This window comes from Streptomyces bathyalis (assembly GCF_015910445.1).
Lineage (GTDB): Bacteria > Actinomycetota > Actinomycetes > Streptomycetales > Streptomycetaceae > Streptomyces > Streptomyces bathyalis.
The window spans coordinates 4,840,653-4,853,945 of sequence record NZ_CP048882.1 but is presented as its reverse complement, the minus strand read 5'-3'; the positions used below and the strand labels follow the sequence as shown (position 1 = coordinate 4,853,945).

The 13,293-nt window shown below is 69.5% G+C and carries 11 protein-coding genes; 1 reads left to right on the top strand and 10 read right to left on the bottom strand.

What is annotated here, in order from left to right; all coding sequences use genetic code 11:
• Positions 1–4 precede the first annotated feature (4 nt).
• From G4Z16_RS21140 to G4Z16_RS21130, 3 genes are read right to left on the bottom strand one after another with little or no spacing between them, the layout of a single operon-like run.
• A complete protein-coding gene (locus tag G4Z16_RS21140) occupies positions 5–1,393 on the bottom strand; it encodes an ABC transporter substrate-binding protein (protein WP_197352277.1) in 1,389 nt (462 codons plus the stop codon).
• Between the two features lie 11 nt (positions 1,394–1,404).
• On the bottom strand, positions 1,405–2,352 hold the full coding sequence (locus tag G4Z16_RS21135) for a carbohydrate ABC transporter permease (protein ID WP_197354805.1): 948 nt from the start codon (positions 2,350–2,352) through the stop codon (positions 1,405–1,407).
• A gap of 28 nt (positions 2,353–2,380) precedes the next feature.
• A complete protein-coding gene (locus tag G4Z16_RS21130; RefSeq protein WP_246531337.1) occupies positions 2,381–3,286 on the bottom strand; it encodes a carbohydrate ABC transporter permease in 906 nt (301 codons plus the stop codon).
• A gap of 206 nt (positions 3,287–3,492) precedes the next feature.
• Here G4Z16_RS21130 and G4Z16_RS21125 point away from each other — a divergent pair, with 206 nt between their 5' ends.
• Positions 3,493–4,677 carry an ROK family transcriptional regulator gene (locus G4Z16_RS21125; RefSeq protein ID WP_197352276.1) on the top strand — a complete coding sequence of 395 codons (1,185 nt, stop codon included), beginning with the start codon at positions 3,493–3,495 and terminating at the stop codon, positions 4,675–4,677.
• Positions 4,678–4,743: 66 nt separating this feature from the next.
• Here G4Z16_RS21125 and G4Z16_RS21120 read toward each other — a convergent pair whose 3' ends face one another.
• From G4Z16_RS21120 to G4Z16_RS21090, 7 genes are all read right to left on the bottom strand, one after another.
• Complete coding sequence (locus tag G4Z16_RS21120; protein ID WP_197352275.1) at positions 4,744–6,084, bottom strand: SAM-dependent methyltransferase; 1,341 nt, start codon at positions 6,082–6,084, stop codon at positions 4,744–4,746.
• 220 nt (positions 6,085–6,304) lie between these two features.
• Positions 6,305–7,726, bottom strand: coding sequence for an NAD(P)/FAD-dependent oxidoreductase (locus G4Z16_RS21115; RefSeq protein WP_197352274.1), 1,422 nt, complete (start codon positions 7,724–7,726; stop codon positions 6,305–6,307).
• Between the two features lie 407 nt (positions 7,727–8,133).
• Complete coding sequence (locus G4Z16_RS21110; RefSeq protein WP_197352273.1) at positions 8,134–9,060, bottom strand: Ppx/GppA phosphatase family protein; 927 nt, start codon at positions 9,058–9,060, stop codon at positions 8,134–8,136.
• Between the two features lie 128 nt (positions 9,061–9,188).
• Positions 9,189–9,764: a DUF501 domain-containing protein gene (locus G4Z16_RS21105; protein ID WP_197352272.1), complete on the bottom strand. Its 576-nt coding sequence runs from the start codon at positions 9,762–9,764 to the stop codon at positions 9,189–9,191.
• Between the two features lie 111 nt (positions 9,765–9,875).
• Positions 9,876–10,379 carry an FtsB family cell division protein gene (locus tag G4Z16_RS21100; protein ID WP_197352271.1) on the bottom strand — a complete coding sequence of 168 codons (504 nt, stop codon included), beginning with the start codon at positions 10,377–10,379 and terminating at the stop codon, positions 9,876–9,878.
• A gap of 204 nt (positions 10,380–10,583) precedes the next feature.
• Positions 10,584–11,864 carry a phosphopyruvate hydratase gene (eno, locus tag G4Z16_RS21095; protein WP_028437061.1) on the bottom strand — a complete coding sequence of 427 codons (1,281 nt, stop codon included), beginning with the start codon at positions 11,862–11,864 and terminating at the stop codon, positions 10,584–10,586.
• A gap of 346 nt (positions 11,865–12,210) precedes the next feature.
• Positions 12,211–13,125: a LysM peptidoglycan-binding domain-containing protein gene (locus tag G4Z16_RS21090; protein ID WP_197352270.1), complete on the bottom strand. Its 915-nt coding sequence runs from the start codon at positions 13,123–13,125 to the stop codon at positions 12,211–12,213.
• Positions 13,126–13,293 lie beyond the last annotated feature (168 nt).

The following is a 13,293-nucleotide window of genomic DNA, read 5'->3' as shown; positions in this document are numbered from 1 at the left end:
TGGCTCAATTGCCTTGCTGGAAGAGGAAGTTGATCTGCCTGTTCGTCTCCGAGAGGGAGCTCGCCGGGGAATCGCCCGAGTAGATCTCCTGCATGGCGGGGATCATCATCGCGTTGATGTCGGCGGCGTGGTCCGTCACCGGGAAGGAGAAGGTCGTGCCTTCCTCGAGGTGACGGGTGAAGGGTGAGACGTCCAGCCCGTTCTTGCGGTGGGTGGCGATGGCCTTCTTCGTGCCCTCGGGGGTCGCGGGGAATACCGTCGCGTCCTTGCCCACCAGGTTCTGGCACTCGTCCGAGGCCAGGAAGGCGACCCATTTTGCGGCGCCCTGCTTGTTCTTCGCTCCCTTCGGTATGGAGTCGGCCAGGCCGCCCAGCATCGAGGCACGCTTGCCCGTCGGGCCCTTCGGCGTCGGGGCTATGCCGAGGTCGACGCCCTTGAGGCCGGCGAATGTGCTGAGCATCCAGGAACCGTGCATGGCGAGGGCGGCCTTGCCCGAATCGAGCTGCGTCTCCGGGTGGTTGGTGTCCGAGTAGTCCTCCAGCGGGGCCATGTAGCCCTTCTCGGCGAGGCCGAAGTACCAGTCGATGGTCTTCTGGAAGCCCTTCTGGTCGTAGTTGTAGTGCTCACCCCACGGGTTCTTGTCCGTGTAGCTCCAGCCGGCCGAGGCGGCAAACGAACTCCACTGCGTCTGGCCGCTGTTGTCTCCACCGGCGTCATTGGTGGCCAGGCCGTAGCGCACGACGTTGTCCTTGTCGAAGCCGGGCTCGTCGCCGCGCTTCCCGTTCGCGTCGACCGTCAGACGGGCGAGGGTCTTCTCGAAGCTGCCGCCGTCCCGCGGATTCCAGGCCAGATCGCGCAGTTCGGCGTCGCTGACGCCCGCCGCCTTGGTGATCTTCTTGTTGTAGAAGACGCCGATGGTGTCCCAGTCCTTCGGTGCGCCGTAGCGGTGCCCGTCCCGGCCCGTCCAGGGCTTCGCCAGGCCCGGTTCGTAGTCCGATGCCTCGATGCCGCGGGTCGGGCCCAGCTCGTCCAGCGGGCTGAGCGCGCCGAGCCCCTCGTACTGGGGGTACTTGGCGACGTGGTTGGTGAACACGTCCGGCTGGGTGCCGGCGATGAAGCTCGACGTCAGCTTCGTCCAGTACGAGTCCCATCCGATCTGGGTGATCTTGACGCGCAGCCCGGGGTTCTTCTTGTGGAACGCCTTCGCGCACGCCTCGTACGCGGGCTGCTGGGCGGAGTCCCACATCCAGTACGAGACCGTGTGCTCGTCCCCGGCCGAGACGGTCTGCGGTGCGCAGCCCGCGGCGGGAAGGGCCAGGGCCAGCGCCACGAAGGAGGCCGCGCAGGCCCGGACGGAGATGCGGCGCCGGGTGCCGCGTGGTGCGGTGCTCATCCCACTCTCCTTCACTTGATGCCGCTGAAGCCGATGGAGTTCACGATGCGCTTCGCCAGCAGGGCGAAGAGCAGCACCATGGGCAGGGCGGCGACGAATGTGGCCGCCATCAGGCCCGCCCAGTCGGTGCCCGTCTGCGGGGTCTGCGCCCGGAAGATGCTGAGCGCGACCGTCAGCACCCGCGAACTGCCGCTGTAGGAGACCATCAGCGGCCAGAAGTACTCGTTCCACGCGGTGATGTACGTGAGGATGCTCAGCGTCGCGATGGGCGCCGTGGACATCGGGAGTATCAGCCGGAAGAAGACACGGATCCGCCCGGCCCCGTCGATGAGCGCGGCCTCCTCCACCTCGCGGGATATGCCGAGGAAGAACTGGCGCAGGAAGAAGACGGCGAACGGCATCGTCATGAATACCATCGGCGTCGCGATGCCGAACAGGCTGTCCACCAGACCGGCTTCCTTGATCAGCACGAAGTTCGGCAGCAGCGTGAAGACCGCGGGGATCATCAGTCCGCCCAGCACGAAGCCGAACACGGCGTCCCGTCCGCGCCAGCGCAGACGCGCGAAGGCGTAGGCGGCCATCGCGGCGAAGAACACCTGGCAGAAGGTGACGATCGTGGCGACCAGGACCGAGTTGGCGAGGTAGCGCCAGAATTCGAGCGAGCCGCCCGACCCTCCCTCGGCGAGTGCCTCCTTTGTGCTCTGCAGGCCGAAGACCCTCAGGAAGCCGCCGAAGCTGAAGTCCACGGGGAGCGCCGAGGCGGGAGCCTGCGCCAGGGCGGTGTTCGTGGAGAGCGCCGTCCTCAGCATCCAGTAGAACGGGAACAGCGTGATCAGGGTGATCACGGCCATTGCCGCCCAGGCCAGCACACGCCCCCACGACAGCGGACGTCGCTCCCGCTTGCCGGCGCCCGGCGCCTCGCGGGTCTCCGGTTCGCTGCCGGTCCCCGCATGCGTCATCGTTGCCGTCACTTCGGACCTTCCCTTCTCAGCCGAGGTCCGAGCGGCCGGCGCGCATGAGCCGGTACTGGAAGACGGTGATTGCGGTCAGCACGAGCATCAGAGCCACCGAAATGGCCGAGGCGTAGCCGAACTGCAGCCGGTCGAACGCGAGGTCGTAGACGTACAGCTGCAGCACGTTGGTGGCGTTGGCGGGTTTGCCGTCGGTCGTGACCGAGACGGTGTCGAAGACCTGGAACGAGCCGATGATCGTGATGATCAGGACCAGCGACAGGATCGGACGCAGCAGCGGAATGGTGATGGACCGGAACATGCGCCACTCGCTCGCGCCGTCGACGCGGCCCGCCTCGTAGACCGTCGGCGGTATGGACTGCAGGCCCGCGAAGATCAGCAGCGCCGTGTAGCCCACGTGCCGCCAGACGTTGACGAGAGCGATCGTCGGTATCGCCCATGAGGCGTCGCCGAAGAAGGCGATCCGCTCGAAGCCGAGCCATTCGATGATCTCGTTGCCCACGCCGAGCTGCGTGTCCAGGATCCACAGCCACACGATTCCGGCGACGACGTTCGAGACCAGGTAGGGAGCGAGCACGACTCCCCGCAGGACGGTCGAGCTGGTGAGCCTGTGCATCAGAACGGCTATCAGCAGCGCGACGACCGTCTGCACCCCGATGTTGACCACGACGTAGTGCAGCGTCACGCCCAGCGAGTCCCAGAAGACCGGGTCGTTGACGAGGCGCCGGTAGTTGTCGAGGCCCACCCACTTCTCGGCGGAGAGCAGGTCGAAGCTGGTGAAGCTGAGGTAGACACCGCGCAGCGTCGGCCACACCAGGAAGGCCAGGTATCCGATCATCGCCGGGGCGATGAAGAGGAGAGCCGTACGGGCTTCTCCGGGAGCACGTCCCGGGGCCGGGCTCGCAGTCGTCGGTTTGATCACGGCCACCGGCAGACCTCCTCGTCCGCGTCGCCTCAGGGCTTCATCTCGATGGATTTACTTCTACGTGGAAGTTAATGTGAGTGTCAAGGCGTCTCACACAGGAGATCCGGTGCCGGAATCACGCAGGTATAGTTCTGTACGGAACTTAACCGGGGTTCGCATAGGCTGAGATTCCCCACGTCCAAGTACCGTCGCGGAGGCTGGGATTGAACGGTTCGAAGAGTCCGGGCAGTTCGGGTGGGTCGGCCCCGAGCTGGCGGCCGCTGACTCCCACGGAGCGCGCGGTCGCCATCGAGGTGCTCAAGAACGGCCCGACCTCCCGCAGTGAGATCGCCCGGCAGCTCGGCATGTCGGGCGGCAGCCTGACGCGTCTGGCGAAGCCGCTGATCGACTCCGGTCTGCTGCTGGAGGGGCTCACGCCCGCGACCACGGCGGGGCAGGGCCGCCCAGGACGCCCCCTGGACATCGTCACCGAGCCCTGGCACTTCGTTGGCCTGAAGATCACCGGCGACATGGTCTACGGGGTCGTCACCACTCTGAAGAGCACCGTGGTCCGGCGGGAGGACCGCAAGCTGGGCTCCTCCGAGCCCGATGCCGTCGCCGATGTCGCTCACTCGATCGTGCGGTCCTTCGCCGAGGAGTTCCCGCATCTCGCGGGCATCGGCGTCGGCCTCGCGGGCCCGGTCCGCGGACGGTCCGTGGCCGTCGACTCCCCGTACCTGGGCTGGCACGAGGTGGCCTTCGCCGCCCTTCTCGAGGAGCGGACCGGGCTGCCGGTGGTGGTGGAGAACGACGTCGCGGCGCTGGTCGAGGCGGAGACATGGTTCGGCGCCGGGCGCGGCTTCGACCGCTTCGCCGTCCTGACCATCGGCGCGGGCATCGGCTACACGCTCGTCATCAACGGGGAGGCCATCCGCCCCTCCGACGACTATCACGGCACGTCGGAGCGCTGGATCCTCGACCCGTCCGGCCCGCTGACCCCCGAAGGCGAACGCGGCAGCGCAGCCTCGCTGCTCACAGTCCAGAGCATCGAGTACCAGGTCCGCGCGGCGACCGGCCGCTCCGTCGACTACGAGGAGATCCTCCGGCTCGCCCGCCGGGAGGACCCTGCGGCCTCGCGCGTCATCGGCGAGGCCGCCCGTGCGCTGGGCATCCTCATCTCGCACATCGCGAACTTCGCGCTGCCGGAGAAGATCCTGCTCGCCGGCGAGGGTGTCGGGCTCATGGACGTGGCCGGCGGCGCCGTTCTGGACGCCATCGAGTCCCACACGAATCCGCACGCGGATCCCGTGAACCTGGAGACCAAGGTCTCCGACTTCCACGACTGGGCGCGCGGCGCCGCCGTGCTCGCCATCCAGGTGCTCGTGCTCGGCGAAGCGGCCGGCGAGTGACCGGCGGGCGGCGCGCCGGCGAGGGTCGGGTCCCCGCCGGTCACGCCGTCCCGGCCGCCATGGCCGTCACGCCGCGCGCCACTCCCTGGTGCGCAGCGGCAGTCCCGACGCCCCGTCGGAAGGGGTGCGGACCGCGAGGATCTGGTTGATACCGATCCTGTTGTGCTCGAAGGCGAGCGCCGACGCGGCCATGTACAGCCGCCACACCCGCGCTCGTCCGTACGAGCTGAGGCGCGCCGCCTCGCTGAAGGCGGCCTCCAGATTGGCGACCCACGCACGCAGCGTCATCGCGTAGTGCTCGCGCAGCGATTCGAGGTCGCGCACCTCGAATCCCGCCTCCTCGAGCACGCCGACCGTCTGCCCCACCGGGGCCAGTTCTCCGTCCGGGAAGACGTACGCGTCGATGAACTCGTCGACCTCGTAGGCCGATTCGTCCCTCACGGGGCGGCGCCCGATCTGGTGATTGAGCAGCCGCCCGCCCGGCCGCAGCAGCTCGTACAGGTCACCGGCGTATTCGCGGTAGCGCGCCCGGCCGACGTGTTCCGCCATGCCGATGGAGGAGATGGCGTCGTACGGGCCGTCCCGCACCTCGCGGTAGTCCTGCACGCGGATCTCCACACGGTCCGTCAGCCCCTCCTCGGCCACGCGTTTGCGGGCGTAGGTGGCCTGCTCCTGGGAGAGGGTGATGCCGACGGCGCGCACCCCGTACTCACGGGCCGCGTGCAGCACCAGCGAGCCCCATCCACATCCGACGTCCAGCAGCCGCTGCCCCTCCCGCAGCGCCAGCTTGCGGCAGACGAGGTCGAGTTTGGCGCGCTGGGCGCCCTCGAGCGTCGGCGTGCTCCCGGCCGTCGGGGTCTCCCAGTAGGCGCACGAATAGACCATGCTCGGGCCGAGGACGAGCCGGTAGAAGTCGTTGCCCACGTCGTAGTGGTGACTGATGGCGCTGCGGTCGCGGAAGGGGCTGTGCCGCACCCCGAGCCGCCTTCGCCGCTCCTCCGCGGGCGGCGAAGGCGGAGGCAACGCACCCCCGAGCGCGAACAGTTCGCGGACGGCGGCCCGTACGTCGGGGTCACGCGCACGGTCCAGGGCCGCGCGCAATCCGCGCGGCGAAGGCTCCTGCGCGCTCTCGTTCTTCTCCCACATCAGGCCTGCCAGCCGGTCGAGCAGTCTGTACAGCTCACCGTCGCCATCGGTGTCGATCTCCCCCGCCACCCACGCGCGGGCGAGGCCCAGTTCGCCCGGCCGCCACAGAACGCGGCGCAGGGCGCGCCGGTGGCGTACGCGGAGGACGGGAGCATCGGGTGGTCCTGCTTCGCTGCCGTCCCAGGCACGGATGCGGACGGGAAGAGGCGCGCCGAGCAGCCGTTCGGTGAGCGCGCTGAGTCGTGAGGCGACATCGGTCATTGCACACACCTCCATACGGAAGGGGTGGAACCCCGTACATGCAACACGATTGTCGTGCGAACTATGCCGACTCACACACCGGTTTGTCTCCGCGTCACCTCGCGGGATCGCGTGGAAGGAGAGTGCGGGAACTGCGAAGGGGGCGCCCGCACCACGGATGGCGGACGCCCCCTTCACGGAGGTCTTCGGTGTCCTTCTGCGGATCACCTCACCGGCAGGTTCAGGAAGCCTTGGCCTCTTCCCGGTGGTTCACCTCGCGGCTCTCCTTGACCCGCGTCTTGTGCTCGGCCGCGGCTTCCTCCGCCGCGGAGGCGGTCACGGGCGAGGCGGCCTCGTAGAACTCCTCGCGCGGGTGTTCCATCGCGCCGAGGGAGACGACCTCCCGCTTGAGGAACATGGCGAGAGTCCAGTCGGCGAAGACGCGGATCTTGCGGTTCCAGGTGGGCACGGCCAGACCGTGGTACGTGCGGTGCATGTACCAGGCGAGGCGGCCCTTGAGCTTGATCCGGGTCCTGCCGAAGACGATCATCGCGACGCCCTTGTGCAGGCCGAGACCGGCGACGGCACCCACGTTGCCGTGCTTGTAGTCGCGCTGCGGGAAGCCGCGCAGTGCCGAGATGATGTTGTCACCGAGCACCTTCGCCTGACGCAGAGCGTGCTGCGCGTTCGGCGGGCAGTAGGCACCTTCCTTGCCTGCGGCCAGGTCGGGCACCTGTGCGTTGTCCCCGGCGGCCCAGATGTGGCCGCTGCCGCGCACCTGCATGGTGGCGTCGACGTCCACGTGCCCCTTGGGGCCCAGCGGCAGACCGAAGCGTGTCAGCGCCGGGTTGGGCTTGACGCCGGCGGTCCACACGATGGTGCTGGAGTCGACCTCGAGGCCGTTGCTGAGCATGACATGCCCACCGACGCAGGAGTCCATCGAGGTGCTCAGGTAGCACTCGACGCCGCGGCTCTTGAGGTGCTCCAGACCCCACTCGCCGAGCTTCGGGCCGACCTCGGGCAGGATGCCGGGCGCTACGTCGACGAGGATGAAGCGCATGTCCTCGCGCCGCACGTTGGGGTAGTACTTGGCCGCGTCGCGGGCCATGTCCTCGACCTCGCCGACGGTCTCCGCACCCGCGAAGCCGCCGCCGACGAAGACGAAGGTCAGCGCACGGCGCCGCACGTCCTCGTCGTTGGTCGAGTCGGCCTTGTCCAGCTGCTCCAGCACGTGGTTGCGCAGGCCGATGGCCTCCTCGACGCCCTTCATGCCGATGCCGTTCTCGGCCAGGCCGGGGATCGGGAAGGTACGGGAGACGGCGCCCATGGCGATGACGAGGTAGTCGAAGGGCAGGTCGTACGCCTCGCCGACGAGCGGCGCGATCGTGGCGACCTTGCTCTCCTGGTCGATCGTCGTCACACGGCCGGTGAGGACCTCGGCCTTGGGCAGTACCCGCCGCAGCGGAACCACGACGTGGCGCGGCGAGATGCTGCCGGCAGCGGCTTCGGGGAGGAACGGCTGGTACGTCATGTACGAGCGAGGGTCGACGACGGTGACGGTCGCCTCGCCGTAGCGCATCTTCTTCAGGATGCGCCGTGCAGCGTACAAACCGACGTACCCGCCACCCACAACGAGGATTCGAGGACGCTCCGTGGTGCTCATGTCATCGAGTATGGACCCGCACCTGGGGCCGACCTCGTGAGGGGCTTCACAAGCACGGTCGCACCCCCTGCTACACTGCGCGGCCACGTGCAGGAGCCCCTCCGGCTCCTGATCCTCCGGCCGGAGCCGCAGAGCGGCGATACCCGCCGTGAGCTGCATTTATCGTCCGCACCACGAGAACGTCGCCGAACCCGTGCGCCGCCCTTCATGTGGCTGGAATCCGGCGTTCACAGTGGCCCTCCCCCGCCGGCGTCCGTTTCGGGGCCCGAACGGGTGTGATGTGCGTCCGACGAGGGGGTTTTCCACGTGAATTATTTCACGAGATCTCTTTCGAAGGGCTCCGGAGAGGTGCCCGGACACCCTTTCAAAGGAGACGGGCGTCGCTCAAGTGAGGGCAGCGGCGGGGGTCAACCAAGGCTCCACGCAATGCCGTCGAGGATGTCGTGCTCGCTGACGACGACCTCCTCCGCCCCCGTGCGTTCCATGATCACCAGCAGTATGACGGCGCCCGCCGCGATCACGTCCACGCGCCCGGGATGCATGACCGGGATCGCCGCCCGCTCGTCGTGCGTCGAGGTCAGCAGCCGCTCCACGGTGTCGGCGACCTGCTCGCGCGGGATCCGGGAGTGGTGGATCGCGGAGGGCTCGTACGCGTCCAGGCCCAGGGCGATGCCCGCGACGGTGGTGACAGTCCCCGCGAGGCCGACGAGGGTACGGGCCTGCGCCAGCGGCACGCTCCGCTCCACCTCGTCCAGCGCCGCCGACACGTCGGCCCGCATCGCCTCGCGCTGCGCGGCAGTGACGGGGCCGGTGATCCCGTGGCGCTCGGTGAGCCGCACACAGCCGACATCGACGGACCTGGCGGCCCGCACGGAGTCGTCACCGACGACGAACTCCGTGGACCCTCCGCCGATGTCCACGACCAGATACGGCTTGTCGAGATCCGCGCGCCCCGTCAGCTCCTTGGTGGCTCCGGTGAAGGAGAGCTGCGCCTCCTCGTCGCCGGTGATCACCTCGGGCTCGGCTCCGAGGATGTCCACGACTCCCCGCACGAACTCGTCCCGGTTCTCCGCGTCCCGCGACGCGGAGGTGGCGACGAAACGCACGTGCCGCGCACCGTGCGCCTCGATGGCCCGCGCGTAGTCGCGGCAGGCGGCGAAGGTGCGCTCCAGCGCCTCCGGCGCGAGTCGTCCCGTGCGGTCGACACCCTGACCGAGGCGGACGATCTCCATCCGCCTCTCCAGATCCTTCAGTTCACCGTTCGCCGGGTCGGCGTCGGCGACCAGCAGCCGGATCGAGTTGGTACCGCAGTCCACGGCGGCGACACGGGTCATGCGCTCTCCTCACGCTCCTCACACGACGGGTCGGCCCCAGCGTATGCGCGCAGTGGCCGGCGCTTGCCGGGACGGCCGCCCGCAACCCCACCGAGCGACACATGCGTGACACCGGCCGGCTCGGGCGGTCAGCCTGCCGCCGTGTCGCCCTGCTGCTCGGCGCCCTCGCCCGTGTCCTGCTCCCCGTCACGCGGGACCGCGACGCACGGGCCCTTGGCCCACCACTCCGGCAGCATCGCCAGCGCCTCGTCGCCGAGAGGGTTGACCCCCGGGCCGGCGACGAGTGAGTGGGCGACGAGCACATGCAGGCACTTCACCCGATCCGGCATACCGCCGGCGCTGGGGAAGCCGGGGAGCACATCGATGGCGTCCCGGCGGGCGAGGTAGTCCTCGTGCGCCGCACGGTAGGCCGCGGCCAGTTCCTCGTCCTCCGCGAGCCGCGCCGTCATGTCACGCATGACGCCCTCGGCCTCCAGGGTGCCGATCGCCGAGGCGGCCCGCGGGCACGTCAGGTAGTACGTGGTGGGGAAGGGAGTGCCGTCCTCCAGCCGCGGCGCCGTCTCCACCACATCGGGCAGGCCGCACGGGCAGCGGTGCGCGATCGCGCGCAGACCGCGGGGCGGCCGGCCCAACTGCGCCTTGAACGCGGCCACATCGGCGTCCGTGGGCGGCGTGGGCTCGGTCTGCGGCGGAGGTTCTTCCATCGGTGCGGGACTCTTTCGGGGGTGACGGTGGGATTGGTCTTCGGCGGTGACGCTCACGGGAGTTCCCGGGGACACATCGAACGGCCCGTGTGCGGAGGGGAGTTCAGCGGCTCAGTTGCCCTCTCCGGACGCGCTGCTCTCCCCGGCCCCTTCCGCCCTGTCGGCCTTGTCCACGCCGTCCCAGAGGTTCTGGTACCAGGCGCGGTCGGAGCCGCGGTCGGAGGGCCTGTGCGCGATGCCGGTACCGTCCGGCAAGGTGAAGCCCGTCTCGCCGGGGCGGACGAAGTGCAGGTGCTTGCGGGCCTGTTGCTCGACGTACGCCGGGTCCCGCCAGCGCGCACGCTCCTCCCGCAGGCGCTCGACCTGCTTGCGGGCGTGCTCCGCCTGACGCTGCTGCTCGGCGATCTCCGTGCGCTGCGAGACGTACTGGCGCATGGGATAGGCCAGGGCGACCACGAGCGAGCACACGACGAGGGCCAGCACCGCGGCCCTTCCCGTGAGACGGCTGCGGCGCGGAGCACGCACGGTCCGCCCGCGGGCCCGGTAGACGCGCTCGGCGGCCCGGGTGCCGAGCGCCCTGAGTCTGGTCGCGGTGGAGAAGCGATCCGCGGGCACGTTCCTCCCCTGTCCCCTTCTCAGCTGTCCGTGCTGCCGCCACGTCCCGGCTCACGCCGCGCATCGTGCCTGCGCGTACTGCTTCCGGCGGCCGGGCGGCCCCCGCCACCGTACGGGAACGGCGGCGGGGACGGGCGCAGCGACTGCCGGTCGGGCACCGCGACATGAGCGGCGCGGCCATGGCCGGGTTGCGGAGAGCCTGCGTCAGCCCTTGTAGCGGGGGAAGGCGCTGCGGCCGGCGTACACGGCCGCGTCGTCGAGGATCTCCTCGATGCGCAGCAGCTGGTTGTACTTGGCGACACGCTCGGAACGGGCGGGCGCGCCCGTCTTGATCTGCCCGCAGTTGGTGGCCACGGCCAGGTCGGCGATCGTGACGTCCTCGGTCTCGCCGGAGCGGTGGGACATCATGCACTTGAAGCCGCTGCGCTGGGCGAGCTCCACCGCGTCCAGCGTCTCGGTGAGCGAACCGATCTGGTTGACCTTCACCAGAAGGGCGTTCGCGGCGCCGTCCTCGATGCCGCGCGAGAGCCGCTCGGGGTTGGTGACGAACAGGTCGTCGCCGACGAGCTGGACCTTGCCGCCGAGCTTCTCGGTGATGGTCTGCCAGCCGGCCCAGTCGTCCTCGTACAGCGGGTCCTCGATGGAGACGAGCGGGTAGGCGTCGACGAGTTCCGCGTAGTAGTCCGTCATCTCGGCGGCGGTGCGGTCCTTGCCCTCGAAGGAGTAGACACCGTCCTTGTAGAACTCGGACGCGGCGACGTCGAGCGCGAGCGCGATGTCCTGGCCGATCGTGTAACCGGCCTTCTGCACGGCCTCGACGATCAGGTCGAGCGCCTCGCGGTTGGAACCCAGGTTGGGGGCGAAGCCGCCCTCGTCGCCGAGGCCGGTGGCCAGACCGCGCTCCTTCAGTACGCCCTTGAGCGCGTGGTACGTCTCGGCACCCCAGCGCAGCGCCTCGGAGAAGGACTCCGCGCCGATGGGGGCGATCATGAACTCCTGGACGTCCACGTTGGAGTCCGCGTGCGAGCCGCCGTTGAGGATGTTCATCATCGGCACGGGCAGCATGTGCGCGTTCGGGCCGCCGAGGTAGCGGAAGAGCGGCAGGTCGGACGCCTCGGAGGCGGCGTGCGCGACGGCGAGCGAGACACCGAGGATGGCGTTGGCGCCGAGCGAGGACTTGTCCGCCGTCGCGTCCAGGTCGAACATCGCCTGGTCGATGAGGCGCTGCTCGGTCGCGTCGTAGCCCACCAGTTCGGGGCCGATCTGCTCGATGACCGCGAGCACGGCCTTCTCCACGCCCTTGCCGCCGTAGCGGCCCGTGTCACCGTCGCGCAGCTCCAGTGCCTCGAAGGCTCCGGTCGAGGCGCCCGACGGAACGGCAGCACGGCCGGTGCTGCCGTCGTCGAGGCCGACCTCGACCTCGACCGTGGGGTTGCCTCGCGAGTCGAGGATCTCGCGGGCTACGACGACGTCGATGGACGGCACGAGGATCTCCTTCGTGAAGTGTCTGGCTTACTGTCCAGAGCCTAACTGGCATGGGGTGGTGCCCAAGTCGGCCAGTCGTGTCGGGCGGTGGAACAGCCGGCAACGGGGAGCGAAGGAGCCCAGCTCAGGCGCGCTCCGCGCAGGGCGGAATTTGTTTGGCGGGGGAAGAAAAGAATGGCGGGCAGCCTTTTCGGGCCCGTCCGCGCACGGGACGGCGGGGCGTACGCGGGGTCGCGGCCGCGGGGGGGGGCGACGTCGGGCTCCGCTGGGCGTCAGGGCCCCGCGTTCGGCCGCAGTCGGAAACGTCCGTCGGAGTCGCGGCCCGTCGAAACCCTCAGTGGTGGCGTCAGAGACGGAGTTCCTGGCCGGGGAGGATGAGGCCCGGGTCGGAGCCGACGACTTCGCGGTTGCGCTCGTACAGCTCGTGCCAACCGCCCTTCACGTCCTGCTCGTCCGCGATGTCGTAGAGCGAATCGCCCCGCGCGACGCGGTATTCGCCGTCCTCGGCGTTCTTGCCGTCGTTGCCGTCCTCGTCGGCGTCCGTGCGGCCGTCGCTGCCGTCGCGCGAGGGGTGTTCGTCCGTGTCGTCACCGGCACCCGGACCGACTGGGTCGCTCGGCTCGTACGAGGGGTCGCCCCCGGAACCGCCCGTACCGGATGTACCGGACGAATCGCCGGACTCCGACGGGTCGGCGGATCCGGAGGGCTCGGAAGGTTCGGACGGCTCAGAGGGTTCGGCGGACGCGTCCGGATCCGGGGCGTCGCCGCCGTCCTCGGGTGCCTCCGTCGACGGGACGGTGGGATACGGGCGTTCGGCGACGGGCTCGTCCACGACGTCGTCGGAGCCGTCCGGGTCGACGTCCGGTGAGCCCGGCGAGTCCTCCGAAAGCCCGGCGCTCTCCGCGCAGTCGCCGAAGGAGTCCGTGCCCTCGTCGTCCAGGACACGCTCCGCCACGGTGATCTGCTGGTCGCGGCTGGCGAGATCGGGCCGCTCGGCGTAGTCGGTGCCGCCGTGCTGCTCCCAGGTCTCCTGGTCCATCTGGAGCCCGCCGTAGTAGCCGTTGTCCTCGTTGGCGCTCCACAGACCGCCGCTCTCGCACTCGGCCACGGCGTCCCAAGTGGAGTTGTCCGCCGCGTTCGCCGCCGTCGCGCCGAGAAGGGGGATGGCGAGGCCGGCTCCTGTCACCCCTGCCGCGACCACGAAGTTGGGGGCCTGGCGTGGGCGCCGGTGGCGCCCGTTCCCGGACAGCAAGGGCGGCATACGGGGTGACCTCTCGTGGGGGCACGAACGTTCGGGGTGACGCTGGCGTGGTGCGAGGGCGTGGTGCGCCTTTGCTTACGACGAGCCGCGCACGAATGCCGTGTCGCGCGGCCGCCGCCCGAAGGTAGCTCCCCGGCGTTCATCATCACAAGGTGGTGTCACGTACAT

What these genes read in the sequence shown, in the direction of transcription:
- G4Z16_RS21140 (WP_197352277.1), bottom strand. Translation starts at nt 1,393, where the DNA reads ATGAGCACCGCACCACGCGGCACCCGGCGCCGCATCTCCGTCCGGGCC.
- G4Z16_RS21135 (WP_197354805.1), bottom strand. Translation starts at nt 2,352, where the DNA reads ATGACGCATGCGGGGACCGGCAGCGAACCGGAGACCCGCGAGGCGCCG.
- G4Z16_RS21120 (WP_197352275.1), bottom strand. Translation starts at nt 6,084, where the DNA reads ATGACCGATGTCGCCTCACGACTCAGCGCGCTCACCGAACGGCTGCTC.
- G4Z16_RS21115 (WP_197352274.1), bottom strand. Translation starts at nt 7,726, where the DNA reads ATGAGCACCACGGAGCGTCCTCGAATCCTCGTTGTGGGTGGCGGGTAC.
- G4Z16_RS21110 (WP_197352273.1), bottom strand. Translation starts at nt 9,060, where the DNA reads ATGACCCGTGTCGCCGCCGTGGACTGCGGTACCAACTCGATCCGGCTG.
- G4Z16_RS21105 (WP_197352272.1), bottom strand. Translation starts at nt 9,764, where the DNA reads ATGGAAGAACCTCCGCCGCAGACCGAGCCCACGCCGCCCACGGACGCC.
- G4Z16_RS21090 (WP_197352270.1), bottom strand. Translation starts at nt 13,125, where the DNA reads ATGCCGCCCTTGCTGTCCGGGAACGGGCGCCACCGGCGCCCACGCCAG.